The organism is Microbacterium sp. Y832 (assembly GCF_057669765.1).
Genome location: NZ_JBYHFM010000006.1, coordinates 36,779 through 52,409 on the forward strand (window position 1 = coordinate 36,779; position 15,631 = coordinate 52,409).

Sequence of the window (15,631 nt, forward strand, 5' to 3'; positions counted from 1 at the left end):
GATGGATGCTGCAGTTCGCGGCATCGAGGTCTCTTGTTCACCCGTGAAAGGCCAACATGATCCGCACCACCCGCACTCTTCTCGCCGGCCTCGGCATCGCCACCCTCGCGGCCGCCCTCATGGGCTGCGCGACGGGCACTCCGGGCGGCGATGCTTCCGCGCCCGTCATCCCCGCGCCAGACACGACGAGCAGCGCCGCCGCCGAGATCGAGGTGGACGCGGCGTGGCTCGACGGCGGCCGCATGATCGGCCTCGTCACGCAGGGCAGCTCGACGTGCGTGCCGATCGCCGAAGAGGCGACCTTCGCGAACGGCGTCATCGACGTGACGTTCGTCGAACCGGACGCCGGCACCGCGTGCACGAGGGACCTCGTTCCCCGCGTGACGCTGGTCGCCACGCCCGAGGGTGTCGACCCGACTCAGGACGTCGAGATCCGCGTGACGGGTGAGGGCTTGGTCGGCGACGCCGACCTCGACGGTGCGCCCGGCCTCGTCGTCGGCGGCGAGACCGACTACCTGCCCAGCGCCGGGTGGACCGATGAGGACGGCCAGTTCGTCATTCTCACGTGGGGCTCGTCGACGTGCGTGCCCGTACTCGAGTCGGTCGCCGCTTCGGGGCCCGCCGAGGTGACCGCGACCTACGCCGAGCCCGCCGCGGACCAGGCCTGCACGATGGACATGGCCCCCCGCGGAACGATCGCGTTCGTCGACGACCTCGAAGCCGACGACGACGTGACCCTCGTGATGCAGGGCGCCGAGTTCGACGGCGTGAGCATCCCGATCGTCGGCTCGGACTGAGTCCGCAGCGCCGCTGGCTCGTAGGGTCCGGCGGCGCTGGGATCTTTGCGGCCTGGGTTGCTGCGGCGTGGGTTGCTGCGGCTGGGTTTGCGGCATCCTTTCTGTTCATTTGCCTCACTCTGTCGCGCACCCGCCGGTGCGACGACAGAGTGAGGCAATCGAACGCGAGGCCCTGACGTTCGCCTGGGTCATCAGACGGCCGCCCCGATGTTCGTTTGCCTTACTGTGCGCTTCTCGCACAGGGAGCACTGCAGTTTGAGGCAAACGGACAGGCGGTGACTCAGGGGAGGGTCATCGCCGCATCGGGTGACGCCCACGGGCTGTAGATAGATTCGGGTTCTCCACAGATCCGGCCCGGTATCACCTCGGAGCGGGCGGGGCGCCCACTCTGGTGCGGTGACTCTGCCGTCCTTGCCTGAATCTCTCGGCATCCCGTTCGCCGTCTCGTCTGCTCTGGCTCTCGGAGTCAGCGCGGGCCGGTTGCGCAGTCGTGGCCTTGGTCGTCCGTTCTACGGTGTGCGCGGTGAGGTCCCGCCCCCGGCGGAGAGCCGCGAGGCGAGCGTCCGCCGACGGGCCGGCGCGTTCGCTGTCCGCATGCGGCCGACCGAGTTCTTCTGCCTCGTTTCGGCGTGTGTTCTGTGGGGAGCGCCGCTGCCGAACCGGGTCTTCTCTGAACGGGATGCCGCGGGGGTGCTCATCGATCGTCCACTCGATGTCGGGGTGCTCCTGCCCGCGCGCGCACCACGCGGATGCGGCGTGCGCAGCCGCTCGGTCACCCCGGGTTTGGCGCACCTCGCGGCAGAGCCGAGCACGGGGCACCGCGTGACGGCTCCGGCCACGACGTGGGCCATGATGGGCGCCCTGCTCGGCACCGGGGACCTCGTCGCGCTCGGCGACCACTTCGTGCGCGAACCGATGCGACCGACGGATGCACCGGCGATGGCAACCGTCGACCAGCTCGCGACGGCGATGGAGGCGGGCCGGCGGCGGGGGATCGCCGCGCTTCGTGAAGCGCTCCCGCTCATCCGCATCCGGTCGCGGTCCCGCCAAGAGACGCGCACCCGGCTGGCATTCCTCGAGGGTGGACTGCCCGAACCTGAGCTGAACTGGCCTGTCGTCGTCGACGGCAGGATCGTCGCGCTCATCGACCTCGCCTATCCCGAGCGACTGCTCGGGTTCGAATACGAAGGCGAGCACCATCTGACCGACCCCGAGCAGTGGGCGACCGACATCGCTCGGATCGAGATGCTCAACAGCCTGGGCTGGCGGATCATCCGCGTCATCAAGAAGGACCTCGATGCCGATCGTGCGTCGTTCCTCGCGCGTGCTCGAGGGGCCTACCGCGCCGGATCGTGACTCCGTGTGGATACGGCCGTGCTGCCGGCATCCCCTGGGGAGCCTGAATCTGCTGGGTGCGCGTGCGTGCGTGACAGGTTGGGGCAACTGAACCGGGGGACTGTGGGTTGGGTTGCCTGAATCTGCTGGGTTCGGGCGCGTGAGCGACAGGTGGGGCAACTGAACCGACGCGCCGTGCGCTTCGGTTGCCTCGAGCTGCTCACCGGACGCGGGGCGACGACCGAGTGCGGCAAGTGAACCTATCGGCGGCGGTCAATCGATGCGCACCAGGAGGTCGCCGACCTCGCAGTCCAGCACGCGGCAGATCGCCGAGAGGGTCGAGTAACGGATCGCGCGGGCGCGGTCGTTCTTGAGCACCGAGAGGTTCACGACCGACACCCCGACCAGCTCCGACAGTCGGGTGAGGGTCATCCCGCGCTCGGCGAGCAGCTCGTCGAGTCGGCAGTGGATGCCGGTGACCTCGTCATCGTCTGCGGGAGTCACACGAGCCCCTCGGTGTCGCGCTGCAGGTGGATGCCGCGACGGAAGGCGATCGAGACGAGCCCCAGCACCATGGCAGCGAACCAGAACGGGACGAACTCCGCCGTCACCGCCCAGGACGGCGGCGAGTATCCGGCGAGTCCGACGGCGGCCAGCACCCCGTTGCGGCCGAAGGATTCCAGTGTGAAGACCGCCAGGGCACCTCCGAAGATGATCCATCCGGCGGCATCCAGCAGCCGAGGCGTGCCGGGGTCGAAGAAGCGTCCGCGCAGGAATCGCATCGCGATCACGGCGAAGAGGGCGATCACGGTCAGCCAGGACAGTCCGCCGATGGCGATGGATGTCGCAAGCGAGAACTGCGACACCGCATTGACTCCCTCGGCGACGATGACACCGTCGGTGACCTGCACCGTCGTGGCCGGCAGATCGTCGGCGGCGGTGAGCTGCACGGGCACGCCCGAGAACGGCACGCTGACCGCCATGCCCGAAGGCGTGAACGCGTCGAAGTATCGCAACGCGGTGACGACCACCGCCGCGATCGCGACGAGGCCGGCCACAACGAGGGTCACCACGATGTCGGTGCGCTCCTTCTGGGAGGTTTCGTTCATCACACCAGTCCTTCCGTCTCGTGCTGCAGGCGTGCGCCGAGCGAGAACGCGCCGGCGATCAGCGCGAGAGCGAACCCCCAGCCGAAGGGGGCGAGGTCGAGGTCGAGGACATAGATCCAGAAGACCTCGCTCACCTGCGAGTCGACCGAGGTGAGGTCCGCGACGAGCACCGCCCGCCCGATCGAGCCGAGCAGCTGACCGCCGACCCCGCCGACGAGCACGAGGCACGCGACCAGTCCGAAGGCCCCGGGCATCGCCGGGCGGAAGGGCCGCGACCTCATCAGAGAGAGGGCGAGCCACCACGCCACGACGCACACGCCGATCGTGGCGATGGCGGGGAGGGCACCCTCTGCGAACAGCAGCCACCGCACGCTGTCGGGCAGAGCGGCGAAGACCACCTCGGCGGCGGTGTAGTCGGCGGATTCGATGCCGGGGATGGCCTCGATCGCGGGTGCGTCGCCCCCTCGGATCGGCATCACGACGGGCGGCTCACCGCGGAACGTGCTCAGGGCGCCGCTCACGATGGCGATCACCGAGGCCACCGCGACGCCGACCGCGCCGACCGCGATGATCGCCAGCGCGACGCGGTCTCCTCGGGAGACGCGGGTGTGCGGTGCGATATCCATGGGCAGGCTCCTGTACTTATCGATAATCGTTGTTATCGAGAAACGATATGAAACCGGATGCGACGAGTCAAGGGCGACCTCCGCGCTCGCTATGCCGACGGCGAACACGGGCATGTGGCATCCGTGCCCTCGTTACCCTCGATTTGTAGGCGCCAGAGGAGCGTCTGGCCGGAGGTAGATGATGTTCGAGAGATTCACGGACCGCGCTCGACGCGTGGTGGTGCTCGCCCAAGAAGAGGCGAAGATGCTCAACCACAACTACATCGGCACGGAGCACATCCTGCTCGGGCTGATTCACGAGGGCGAGGGCGTTGCCGCCAAGGCCCTCGAGAGCCTCGGCATTTCGCTTGATGCCGTGCGCGAACAGGTGCAGGACATCATCGGCCAGGGGCAGCAGCAGCCGACGGGCCACATCCCCTTCACGCCGCGCGCCAAGAAGGTGCTCGAGCTCTCGCTGCGCGAAGCTCTGCAGCTCGGCCACAACTACATCGGCACGGAGCACATCCTGCTGGGCCTCATCCGCGAGGGCGAGGGCGTCGCCGCTCAGGTGCTCGTCAAGCTCGGCGCTGACCTCAACAAGGTGCGCCAGCAGGTTATCCAGCTGCTCAGCGGCTACCAGGGCAAGGAGCCCGCGGGCGTTGCCGCCGGCGCCGGCGAGCAGAGCTCGCAGGGCGCCCAAGGCGGTTCGGCGGTTCTCGACCAGTTCGGCCGCAACCTCACCCAGGCTGCCCGCGACAACAAGCTCGACCCCGTCATCGGGCGCGAGAAGGAGATCGAGCGGGTCATGCAGATCCTCTCGCGTCGCTCCAAGAACAACCCCGTCCTGATCGGTGAGCCCGGCGTCGGCAAGACCGCCGTCGTCGAGGGCCTCGCGCAGGCGATCGTCAAGAACGACGTGCCCGAGACGCTCAAGGACAAGCAGGTCTACTCGCTCGACCTCGGATCGCTCATCGCCGGTTCCCGCTACCGCGGTGACTTCGAGGAGCGACTCAAGAAGGTCACGAAGGAGATCCGCACGCGCGGTGACATCATCGTCTTCATCGACGAGATCCACACGCTCGTCGGTGCCGGTGCCGCCGAAGGCGCCATCGATGCAGCCTCCATCCTGAAGCCGCTCCTGGCTCGTGGTGAGCTGCAGACGATCGGTGCTACGACGCTGGACGAGTACCGCAAGCACTTCGAGAAGGATGCCGCGCTCGAGCGCCGCTTCCAGCCGATCCAGGTCGCCGAGCCGAGCCTGCCGCACGCGATCAACATCCTGAAGGGTCTGCGCGACCGTTACGAGGCGCACCACAAGGTGCAGATCACCGACGGCGCGATCGTCGCGGCGGCCAACCTCGCCGACCGCTACGTGTCCGACCGATTCCTGCCCGACAAGGCGATCGACCTGATCGACGAGGCCGGCGCACGCCTGCGGCTGTCGATCCTGTCGAGCCCGCCCGAGCTGCGCGAGTTCGACGACAAGATCGCCGACGTGCGCCAGCAGAAGGAGCAGGCCTCCGAGGACCAGGACTTCGAGAAGGCTGCGTCGCTGCGCGACGAAGAGAAGTCCCTCCTCGCCGAGCGACTGCGCCTTGAGAAGCAGTGGAAGTCGGGCGACGTCGCGACCCACGCCGTCGTCGATGAAGGACTCATCGCCGAGGTGCTCGCTCAGGCCACCGGCATCCCGGTCTTCAAGCTCACCGAAGAAGAGACCAGCCGCCTGGTCTTCATGGAGAAGGCGCTGCACCAGCGCGTCATCGGCCAGGAGGAGGCGATCGCTGCGCTCTCGCGCACGATCCGCCGCCAGCGTGCGGGACTCAAGGACCCGAAGCGTCCGTCGGGATCGTTCATCTTCGCCGGCCCGACGGGCGTCGGAAAGACCGAGCTCGCCAAGGCGCTCGCGGAGTTCCTCTTCGACGACGAGGCTGCGCTGATTTCGCTCGACATGTCCGAGTTCGGTGAGAAGCACACCGTCTCGCGCCTGTTCGGGGCCCCTCCCGGGTTCGTCGGGTTCGAAGAGGGCGGCCAGCTCACCGAGAAGGTGCGCCGCAAGCCGTTCTCGGTCGTGCTCTTCGACGAGATCGAGAAGGCCCACCCCGACATCTTCAACTCGCTCCTGCAGATCCTCGAAGAGGGTCGTCTGACCGACGGTCAGGGGCGCGTGGTCGACTTCAAGAACACCGTCATCATCATGACGACCAACCTCGGCGCGCGCGACATCGCGGGCGGCCCGGTCGGCTTCCAGGTCGAAGGTGACAGCGCGACGTCGTACGACCGGATGAAGGGCAAGGTGCAGGAGGAGCTCAAGCGTCACTTCAAGCCCGAGTTCCTCAACCGCGTCGACGACATCATCGTCTTCCCGCAGCTGTCCAAGGCCGAACTCGTGCAGATCGTCGACCTGTTCACCAAGCGCCTGGCCGAGCGTCTGCTCGACCGCGACATGACGATCGAGCTGTCGCAGTCGGCCAAGGAGAAGCTCATCGAGATCGGTTTCGACCCGGCCCTGGGTGCTCGTCCGCTGCGTCGTGCGATGCAGCAGGAGATCGAGGACCGCCTGTCCGAGAAGATCCTGCACGGCGAGCTGAACTCCGGCGACCACGTCAAGGTCGACACCGAGAACGGCGCCTTCCGGTTCGAGCACGGACCGCGCGGTGACAAGGTCGCCGTCGGTATCACCTCGGGCGGCGAGATCTCGGCAACACCCGACCTCGCGATCGGATCCTGACCGGCTGAAACGAAGAGCGGATGCCGCGGGCTCAGCCCCGCGGCATCCGCTTTCGTCATTCCGGCAGAAAGCCGGGGTTATCGCCCGACCGGGAACGCTCCGAAGGGAACGGTCCTGACCTCGGTGAGGGGCTCGCCGTTGATCATCCGGGTCGCCGTGACGGTGGCGTTGCCGGCCGGGATCGACGCGAGGCGGGTGTTCACCGAGAGGGCCACGGTGGCGCCCGGCGCCACGGCGGTGAACGTCTTGTCGCCGTACTCGGTCGCGATCGTGATGTCCGCCGGCTGACCGCCGTCATTGGTCGCCGACACGCTGACGTACACCTTGCCCGCAAGCGTGCGGGGCGTGGCATCCAGGGTGAGGGCCGAACTATCGACCGTGCGTCCGCCGACCACCGGCAGTTCGACGGAGCTTCCGCCGAGGTCGATCGAGATCTCGGTGCCCGGTTGGGGGCGCAGGGTGAACTCGCGGTCGGTCGAGAAGATCACGAGCCCGATCTGCTGCCCGGCGCGGATGATCTGGTCGTCCGGCTGCAGTGGGATCGTCACGTCGACGAACTCGCCGGGCGTGATGGGGTCCTCCCGCGTGAGCGAGTTGCGGTTGAGCGGGTCAGCCCAGGCGCGTGTGATCACGCTCGTGGATGAACCGGTCGTGCTGGAGTTGCATCCGGATTGGCCCGTCCAGGGGAGCTTGACGAGCGCGACCGAGAGGTTCGCCCGCGGTGCGTCCATCGCCATGCGCAGCGTCACGGAACCGGTTCCCGAGATGTGCATGTCGTTGAGCAGCTTGGGGCTGACGTACATCCGACGGTTCTGCGAGGGAGTCGTCGCGAGGTTCGCGAGCGTGCACGTCGTGTTGCCGGCATCCACGAATCGGTGGACCGCGGAATCGCCCCGGGCTCGCGACGTCAGGCCGACGTCGTTGCCGGTGCCCGAGCCCTGCAGTGTGAGCGTCACCGGCTCTGCGGCCGGGTTCGGGAAGTCCGCGTACGGAGTCACGGTGCTCGGCACTCCCTCGTTGCGCGTGATCCATGCGCGATTCACGTCGGTGTCGATGCCGTTGTCGATGCCGTACAGGTAGTGGCTCCACCAGCGGTTCAGCAGATCGGTGGGCGGGTTTCCGCCGTGTCCGCCCTGGTGGTAGTACTGCAGCGTCTCGACGCCGTTCTGCTTGAGAACGTCGGTGATGCGCAGGCTGTGCTCGGGCATCACGTTCCAGTCGTTGAACGCGTGCGCCATGAACACCGCGGCCTTCACGTCGTCGAGCTGGTGGATGTAGTCGCGTGCCTCCCAGAACTCGTTGGAGTCACCCGTGACCCGATCCTGGTTCGCCTGCATCACGTCGCGCACGGTATCGATGCAGTACTGACGCTTGTCGAGCGCTCCGCTGTTGATGTAATCGAAGAGGAAGTCGATGTCTTCGCCGGCCCAGCCGCCGGGTGCCCGGACGAGCCCGTTCGAGCGGTAATAGGGGTAGTAGCCGGTGTTCGGGGCGACGGGCACGATCGCTTCGAGGCCGTCGACGCCGGTCGTCGCCGCGGCAAGCGGAAGCGTGCCGTTGTACGACGTTCCCGTCATCCCGACCTTGCCGGTGGACCAGTCGGCCGACACCTCGACGTCGCCGTCGATCGACGTGAAGCCCTTGGCCCGGCCGTTGAGCCAGTCGATGACCGCCTTGGGTGCCAGCGACTCATTGGCGCCGCCGACCGTCGGGCAGCCCTGCGAGAGCCCGGTGCCGGGCGACTCGGAGTGCACGACGGCGAATCCCCGTGGCACCCAGGTCGAGATCAGGCTGGTCGAGATGACAGGGCTCGTGCGCCCTGGGGCGACGACGAGGGGCGGTGAGGTCCGAAGCGGAGGGGTGACGCCGAGTTCGACGTCGCTCTGCCAGAAGTACTGCGCCTGCGTGCTGGATGTTCCCGCGTAGTACGGGCTGGTCTCGTACAGCACGGGGACCTTGAGTCCGTCGGTCTGGGTCTCACGAGGACGCGTCACATCCACGTGCATCCGGTCGAGCTTGCCGTCTCCGTCGGTGTCGAACTCGCTTTCCACCCACAACTCCTGAGTGACCCAGGGACCGGTGAAGACCGGCTGGGCGAGTCCGTCGTGGAAGACGGGGACGGTGCTCTCATCGGGTGCGCCGGCTGCTGCCGTCGGTACGGCGAAGCCGGCGCCGATGAGGCCAGCGACGGCCGCTGTCGCGACCCATCTCCTGCGGGATCGGGGGGGACGAATGGTCAGGGTCATGGCTCTCCTCATTGAGATGGCGGACGAGGCTCACAGTAGCGGGACTGATGTATCATGCGCGATGCCTCGGGATGCGGCGCATCTGCTCTCGCTGTCCGAAAAGCCGAAGGCCGGCCGTCTCGAGTGAGACGACCGGCCCCCGGGCGCACCGGACGGGATCAGTCGACCGGGAAGAGCGACACGTGCACGGCGCCCCGGTAGGTGCCCTGCTGAGCGCCGATCGGCGCCTCGAGCGTGACGTCGGCGCCGAGGCGCGTCGTTCCCCAGCGGGCGTGGTCGTCGGCGCCGGCGAGCATCTGCGCACCGACCAGGCCCTCGCCGCCGGACAGGGTGCTCCGCACGGGCTGGCCGGCGCGAGCCGTCGCCGCGTCGAGGACGCGGGGGAACCAGCCGAGGTGTGACGACTCGATAGTGCCGCGGTGTCCGACGAGATCGTCGAAGCTGACCGAGACGCTCCACCCTGCCGCCTCGGTGCGCGTGTCGGTGACGCTCACGACGGGCAGCTCAGCGGCGAACGACCAGCGGTCGCCGTCATTGACCGCGTCACCGAGGGCGAGGGTCTCACCCTCGCCTGCGACCGCGAGGCTCAGTGCTCCCTCGCCGAGGCTCGGGATCTCGGCCTCGACGACCAGGTCGCCGCCGATCGGCTCGCCGGCCTCGCCGAGACCCGTGGCGACGCGGCGCTGGATGCCCTCGGTCACGCTCTTCGAACCGTCCGCGTGACGCACGATCGTGAACGCGTCACCCGTCTCGCCGACCTGCAGGTCGGTGTTGGGGTTCGCGCCGCGGCCCGTCTGGGCGACGACCGCTTCGTACTCGAGTGTCGTGGGCGTCACGCGGATGCCCTGCGTCAGGGAGATGTGCTGGTACTTCGTGACCTGTGTCGCGCCGTTGTTGAGCCACACGTTCGACGCGTCGTCGGCGAGGCTGTAGTGCTTGGGGCCTGAGTTCGACACGGCGAACACGGGGCCGTCCGTCGCGCCCTCGGCGGCGTCCGCATTGAGGTAGCCGCGACCGTAGGTGTGGTCGTGGCCTGAGAGCACGAGGTCGACGTTGTGCTTCTGGAAGATGGGCAGCCACGCCGCACGCTGGAGCGGCTGGTTGCGGCCCTGCGAGACCGAGAAGGTCGGGTGGTGGAACGTGACGATGTTCCAGTTGGCGGTCGATTCCTCGAGCACGCGGTCGAGCCACTTCGACTGAACGCCGAGGTAGACCTGCTGCCAGGCGGCGCTTTCGAGGTTCGGCAGGTCGACCCCGAGCGATGCCTCGACGGCGGACTGGCCGACCAGCTGCGAGTTCAGCTGGATGAAGCGCACGCCCTGGTAGTCGGTGTAGTACGCCTTGTCGGTGAGGTGGTCGACGACGAGCTGTTCATAGGCTTGCGTGCTCGCGTCCGCAGCCGCGTCGACCGTGGGGCCGTTGTCGGCAGCGGTGAAGCTCGCGTCCCAGAACTCGGCGGCAGCGTCGCGGGAGTACTCGTGGTTGCCGGGGGCGACCAGCCAGTTCTCGGTCTGGCGCTCGCCATCGAGGATGTTGAACCACTCGCCCCACTCGTTGTCTACCGAGAGGTTGATGAGGTCGCCGGACTGCAGCGAGAGCGCCGAGTTGGGGAACGCGGTCTTCGTGGTCTCGACGATCGGCGTCCAGAACTCCGTGAGGTCGTTCTGGCCGTCGGCGTACCACGTGAAGGTGTACGGGTCGTCGGACGCGGATGCCGTCGTGAACGTGTTCCACTCGTCGGCGACCTCACCCGTGATCGCGCGGTACGCATAGCTCGAGCCCGGCTGGAGGCCCGTGAGCTCGGCCGTGAAGGTGACAGCGGTCTTCGCGGCGTCGGCGGCGCTCGCGGTGACCTGGTTGTCCTGGCCGATGTGCAGCACCCGCTTGGTGACGGCGGGGACGGTCGTGATGTCGCCGGCGGCGTCGCGAACCTCGACCGTGGCGGGGGTGTCAGCGGGCACGTCGATCGAACGCCACGTCACGAGCTGCGACGTTGCGGGATCGGCGGGCGGGTTGAGGATGACGCGCTCGGGAGCGCCGGTGGCGGTCTCATCGGCGGCGACTGCTGCCGCGGCGCCGAAGGGGCTGGCGACGACGGCAGCGGTGAGGATGCCGGCGCACAGGGCGAACGTTCTCTTGCGAGTTCTGAAGTTCATCGTGTTCTTTCGTCGGGGGTGGACCTTGCGGACACGATGCTTCCGATGGTGAGTGTCGGCCCGTCGACGCCGATGCGACGCGGCGTCGACGCCCCGGTGAACGCGGGGTGACTCAGGCGTCCGTGCGGGGTGCGGCATCCGTTGTCGGTCTGCCGCCGCGCCGGGAGCGGGTTCGACGGACGACGACCGCGACGAGCAGACCCGCCCCGACGATGACCGCCAGGTGCACCCAGGGGATGGCGACCACCGTCGCCGATGCAACGCCCGTCGGCAGAGTCGTCTCGACGAGGTCGTCACCGACCAGGGTGGGAGCGATAACCGTGTCAGCGGTGAGGGCGAACAGTGGCCACGCGTCGACCGTCGTGACACCCGCGCGCGCTCCCTCGGGCAGGAGTTCGCGGAACTGCTCGAGTCGTTCGCCTTCCAGCTGCGGAGCGAGGCCGCCCAGGGCCGCGACCGACAGGGTCGGCGTGCCGCCCAGGCGCACGTTGCCGGTGTTCGTGACCTGCCACGTGACGCGCAGGCGGCCAGGTTCGAGCGGGTTCCAGCTCGGCTCGTAGTCGAGGCCGGTGATGTGCGGTGTGAGGGCAGGGGCAAGCTCACCCGCGACGCGCAGGTGCAGACGCACGCCCGTGCGGGCAATGACGGCGACGCCGTCCTCGGCCGCGGCGTCGCGCGCAGGGGTCGCGACGATGCCGGCGGGGTGGTCGCCGGGAAGCGCGTCGGCGGGCACCGCGATCGATACGGGCACGACCGTGCCAGATCGCGGTGGCACGGTCACGCGCGGGGGAACGTCGATCCAGAGCCCGGCGCGCGTCGAGGCCGTGCTGTCGGCGAGCACGTCGAAGTCGCCCTCCGCGGTGATGGTGCCATCGGCACCCGCCAGGGCGAAGGTGAGCGGGGTGTCCGAGAGGTTCGACAGCTCGACGTGCTCGGTCACGACGGTGCCGGGGTCGAGGGTCGCGCGGATCGAGACGCGGCCGTCGGCGCCCTCGGTCGAGGCCGGGGCGATGGCCCAGGCGAGGGATGCGTCGGCGGATGCGGGCGCGGCGGCGGCCGCTGATCCGGCGAGCAGGCCCGCGGCGATTGCCGCAGCCAGCCGTGCCGTGTGCTTTCTCATGACCTGTCGCGCGCGCATGGTGCCTCCTGGTGGTGTCGCGCGACGGTACGGCGCCGGGGTGAACATCCGGCGACGGGCGGGTGACGGGATGGAGTGTCCCCGGCCCGGTGAGGCGATATCCGCCCGCATCCGTTCCTGCACTGCGCACAGGTGCGGCGTGCGCCGTAGGCTGGGGGAATGGCCGAGTACACCGTGCGCCAGGCGCGCGCCGCCGACGTGCGCGGCATCCAGGCGATGCTCGAGCCCTATGTGCAACGCCGGATCCTGCTCGGGAAAGACCTCGTCGTGCTGTACGAGGCCGTGCAGCAGTTCGTCGTCGCCGAAGACACGGACGGACAGCTGATCGGCTGCGGCGCGCTCCACGTCATGTGGGAAGACCTCGGTGAGGTGCGCACCCTCATCGTCGCCGACGACTGGCTGCGCCACGGCGTCGGTCGCCGCATCGTGGAGCGACTCGAGGGCAACGCGCGCGAGCTCGGCCTCACGCGGCTGTTCTGCCTGACGTTCGAGGTCGACTTCTTCACGCGTCGCGGGTTCGAGACGATCGGCGAGCAGGTCGTCGACCCCGACGTGTACTCGCAGCTTGTGCGCAGCCCCGACGAGGGCGTCGCGGAGTTCCTCAACCTGGCGCACGTGAAGCCAAACACGCTCGGCAACACGCGCATGCTGAAGCATCTCTGAGAAGGGCGCGCCGCGGCGAGAACGCCGAGCCGAGGTGCCTACCCTGGATCTATGAGCGGCACTTCTCCGCGCCGGCGGCACTCCCCGGCGGTCTATCGACGGCGGCGACTCGTGCTTCTGCTTGCCCTGGTCCTCGTCGTCGCGGTCGTGTGGGTGCTCATCGCCCAGCCGTGGCGTGGCGCCGCCTCGACTCCGCCCGCGTCGTCGGGCGTGCAGCAGACTCCGGATGCCGCGACCGAACTGCCTGTGCCGAACGCCTCGTCGCAGGAAGCGACAGGCGAACCGGCGGCGACGACCGAATCCGCAGCGCCTCCGGTGGGTGCGGCACCGTGCGTCAAGGAAACCCTCACGGTCGAGCCGCTCACCGACCAGGACTCGTACGGCTCGGGCCAGAACCCTGAACTGTCCATGCGCCTCACCAACACCGGCGAGGAGGACTGCGCGCTCAACGTCGGCACGAGCACGCAGGTGTTCACCATCGCCAGCGGCAACGACGTGTGGTGGCGCTCGACCGACTGCCAGTCCGAACCGAGCGACATGGTCGTGCTGCTCGCCGCAGGGCAGAGCGTGACGAGCGCGACCCCGATCGTGTGGGACCGAACCCGGTCGGCCGTCGGCACTTGCGACGACGCTCAGCGCCAGGCCGCTCCCGGGGGCGGCGCGTCGTACCGCCTCTCCGTCGAGATCGGCGGAATCTCCTCTGCGCAGGAGAAGAACCTCCTCTTGTACTGAGCAGGTTTCGCTGCGCGATCGGCGCCGTCGACCTTCGCGGCGGCATGCCCTTCTGTCCCCCGAAATGGGGACAGAAGGTTATGGGGCGCTCGGGTATCCTTAAGTTAGCTCCCGTATCGGTAGCGACACGTTGTCCCCAGCAATGTCTCGTCCCCCAGCGAGGTGTCGTGAACGATGAGTTTTCGGTGAGCATTTATGGCCCTCTTCGGGTCGACCCCGGCCAGGGTCGACCCGAGGGGGCCAGATCTTTTCGCGGCGGCGGTCTGCGTAGGCTTGGGTCATGGCATCCGGTAAGAAGCGCGGGAAGAAGAAGGAACCGCCCGAGTTCCGCAACACGCAGCTCGCAGACGCGCTGCAGACGCAGGACATGGCCGCCGTCGCGCTCGCTCTGCGCCACGGGCCGACGGTCGTTCCGCTCATGAAGCCCGGCAGCCGCGACAGCCCTCTCGATGTGGGTGAGGTGTGGACGTACCGCGATCCCAGCACGGGCGACATCGCTCTGCTGCTGTTCAGCGATGCCACGCACAAGCCGGCGACGCTGCCGCCGGCCGTCGCGCTGCAGTCGCCCGGTGCGCTTCGAGCGTTCCTCGGCACGCACGCGAACACGATCACGACGGTGTTCTTCGACATCGCGGGACCGCACCCGATGCAGGCCTCACCCGCCGACCTGATCGCCGCGCTCGACGCCTAGAAGGTCGGCTCTTCGTCGCGGGGGCGACCGCGAACGCGGCGGCGCACATCATCGAGCGCGCCGCGAAGTGTTCCGGAGCGGTTGTCGATCACGTCGGTGTAGCCGAGCCGAGCCGCTTCGGATCGCCGTTGCGCCGCCTGGGTCACGGGGCGGATCTCGCCCGCGAGACTCAGTTCGCCTACCGCGGCGAGCGTGCGCGGCGTGGCTTCGTTGCGCAGGGCGCTCGCGACGGCGACGGCGATCGCGAGATCAGCCGCCGGTTCGGTGAAGCGGACGCCACCGACCGTCGAGACGTAGACGTCTTTGTCGCTCGTGACGAGCTCGGCCTTCTTCTCGAGCACCGCGAGCACCATCGCGACGCGGGCGCCGTCGACGCCGTTGACGACGCGCCGCGGATTCGGTCCGCTCGCCTTGATCGTCAGCGCCTGAACCTCGACCGGGAGCGCTCGCCGCCCCTCGAGGGCGATGGCGACGCACGTGCCCGGCTCGGGCGTGCCGTGGCCGAGGAAGAGGGCGCTGGGGTCGGGTACCTCGGTGATGCCGGTGCCGGTCATGTCGAAGCAGCCGACTTCGTCTGTGGGGCCGAACCTGTTCTTGAGCGCGCGCACGAAGCGGAGCGACGTCTGCCGGTCGCCCTCGAAATGACAGACGACGTCGACGAGGTGCTCGAGGACGCGCGGACCCGCGATCGTGCCGTCTTTCGTGACGTGGCCGACGATGATCGTGGGGATGCTGCGGTCCTTCGCGACGCGGATGAGCGTGGCCGCCACCTCGCGAACCTGCGCCGGCTGGCCCGCGATGCCGTCGGACAACGCGGACGAGACCGTCTGGACGGAGTCGACGATGAGCAGAGAGGGCCGAACCTCGTCGATGTGTCCGAGGATCGTTGCGAGATCCGTCTCGCTCGCGATGTAGAGCTCGTCGTGCAGGGCACCTGTGCGCTCGGCGCGCAGTCGTACTTGCGCCGTCGATTCTTCGGCGCTCGCGTACAGCACGCGATGTCCGGCGCGGGCGGACTGGGCGGCGACATCGAGCAGCAGCGTCGACTTGCCGACGCCCGGCTCGCCCGAGAGCAGGACGGCCGCGCCCGGCACGATGCCGCCGCCGAGTACGCGGTCCAACTCACCCACGCCCGTCGTGCGGCGCGGCGCGTCGCTCGTGTCGATGTGCGTGATCGGTCGCGCGGTGCGCTTCGCATCGGGGGCGACGGGCACCATCGTGCGCAGAAGACCGGTCGGTTCGGATGCCTCGACGACGGTGCCCCACTGCTGGCATTCGCCGCAGCGTCCCGCCCATTTCGCGGTCGTCCACCCGCATTCGGTACACCGGTACGGTGCGGTCTGGGTGGGTCGCCGTGTCGCCATGGGACCAGGCTATGTCGGGGGTGCGACATAGCCGGTCGTCGTGGCCGAAGCCGGTGACGGAGCCCGG

The 15,631-nt window shown here is 68.6% G+C and carries 13 protein-coding genes; 6 read left to right on the forward strand and 7 right to left on the reverse strand.

The window, feature by feature from the left end:
• Positions 1 to 56: 56 nt before the first annotated feature.
• Together AC25YV_RS12010 and AC25YV_RS12015 are read left to right on the forward strand one after the other, a co-directional pair.
• A complete protein-coding gene (locus AC25YV_RS12010) occupies positions 57 to 797 on the forward strand; it encodes a hypothetical protein (protein ID WP_488124088.1) in 741 nt (246 codons plus the stop codon).
• A gap of 411 nt (positions 798 to 1,208) precedes the next feature.
• Positions 1,209 to 2,153 carry an endonuclease domain-containing protein gene (locus AC25YV_RS12015; RefSeq protein ID WP_488124089.1) on the forward strand — a complete coding sequence of 315 codons (945 nt, stop codon included), beginning with the start codon at positions 1,209 to 1,211 and terminating at the stop codon, positions 2,151 to 2,153.
• Positions 2,154 to 2,405: 252 nt separating this feature from the next.
• Here AC25YV_RS12015 and AC25YV_RS12020 read toward each other — a convergent pair whose 3' ends face one another.
• From AC25YV_RS12020 to AC25YV_RS12030, 3 genes are read right to left on the reverse strand one after another with little or no spacing between them, the layout of a single operon-like run.
• The gene (locus tag AC25YV_RS12020; protein WP_488124090.1) at positions 2,406 to 2,636 is read right to left on the reverse strand and encodes a helix-turn-helix domain-containing protein; all 231 of its coding nucleotides are present in this window, start codon (positions 2,634 to 2,636) and stop codon (positions 2,406 to 2,408) included.
• Positions 2,633 to 3,241, reverse strand: a complete 609-nt coding sequence (locus tag AC25YV_RS12025) for a hypothetical protein (protein ID WP_488124091.1) — start codon at positions 3,239 to 3,241, stop codon at positions 2,633 to 2,635. The genes AC25YV_RS12020 and AC25YV_RS12025 overlap by 4 nt, the downstream gene beginning before the upstream one ends.
• The gene (locus AC25YV_RS12030) at positions 3,241 to 3,867 is read right to left on the reverse strand and encodes a hypothetical protein (protein ID WP_488124092.1); all 627 of its coding nucleotides are present in this window, start codon (positions 3,865 to 3,867) and stop codon (positions 3,241 to 3,243) included. Before AC25YV_RS12030 ends, AC25YV_RS12025 begins: the two co-directional genes overlap by 1 nt.
• A gap of 181 nt (positions 3,868 to 4,048) precedes the next feature.
• On the opposite strand from AC25YV_RS12030, the gene AC25YV_RS12035 reads away from it, so the two are divergent.
• Positions 4,049 to 6,574, forward strand: a complete 2,526-nt coding sequence (locus AC25YV_RS12035; protein ID WP_488124093.1) for an ATP-dependent Clp protease ATP-binding subunit — start codon at positions 4,049 to 4,051, stop codon at positions 6,572 to 6,574.
• A gap of 77 nt (positions 6,575 to 6,651) precedes the next feature.
• Here the strand turns inward: AC25YV_RS12035 and AC25YV_RS12040 are convergent, their stop codons facing one another.
• From AC25YV_RS12040 to AC25YV_RS12050, 3 genes are all read right to left on the reverse strand, one after another.
• Positions 6,652 to 8,820 carry a Xaa-Pro dipeptidyl-peptidase gene (locus AC25YV_RS12040; protein ID WP_488124094.1) on the reverse strand — a complete coding sequence of 723 codons (2,169 nt, stop codon included), beginning with the start codon at positions 8,818 to 8,820 and terminating at the stop codon, positions 6,652 to 6,654.
• A gap of 158 nt (positions 8,821 to 8,978) precedes the next feature.
• Positions 8,979 to 10,976, reverse strand: coding sequence for a purple acid phosphatase family protein (locus AC25YV_RS12045; RefSeq protein ID WP_488124095.1), 1,998 nt, complete (start codon positions 10,974 to 10,976; stop codon positions 8,979 to 8,981).
• 112 nt (positions 10,977 to 11,088) lie between these two features.
• Positions 11,089 to 12,096, reverse strand: a complete 1,008-nt coding sequence (locus AC25YV_RS12050) for a hypothetical protein (RefSeq protein ID WP_488124096.1) — start codon at positions 12,094 to 12,096, stop codon at positions 11,089 to 11,091.
• Positions 12,097 to 12,273: 177 nt separating this feature from the next.
• On the opposite strand from AC25YV_RS12050, the gene AC25YV_RS12055 reads away from it, so the two are divergent.
• The 3 genes from AC25YV_RS12055 (at position 12,274) to AC25YV_RS12065 (ending at position 14,200) form a co-directional block, all read left to right on the forward strand.
• On the forward strand, positions 12,274 to 12,777 hold the full coding sequence (locus AC25YV_RS12055) for an amino-acid N-acetyltransferase (RefSeq protein ID WP_488124097.1): 504 nt from the start codon (positions 12,274 to 12,276) through the stop codon (positions 12,775 to 12,777).
• Positions 12,778 to 12,828: 51 nt separating this feature from the next.
• Positions 12,829 to 13,509, forward strand: coding sequence for a hypothetical protein (locus tag AC25YV_RS12060; protein WP_488124098.1), 681 nt, complete (start codon positions 12,829 to 12,831; stop codon positions 13,507 to 13,509).
• A 280-nt stretch (positions 13,510 to 13,789) separates the two neighbouring features.
• A complete protein-coding gene (locus AC25YV_RS12065) occupies positions 13,790 to 14,200 on the forward strand; it encodes a dehydrogenase (RefSeq protein WP_488124099.1) in 411 nt (136 codons plus the stop codon).
• Here the strand turns inward: AC25YV_RS12065 and radA are convergent.
• Positions 14,197 to 15,564 (reverse strand): DNA repair protein RadA, encoded by a 1,368-nt coding sequence (gene radA, locus AC25YV_RS12070; RefSeq protein WP_488124100.1) that lies wholly within the window; start codon positions 15,562 to 15,564, stop codon positions 14,197 to 14,199. The two genes, AC25YV_RS12065 and radA, sit on opposite strands and share 4 nt — an antisense overlap.
• Positions 15,565 to 15,631: the final 67 nt, after the last annotated feature.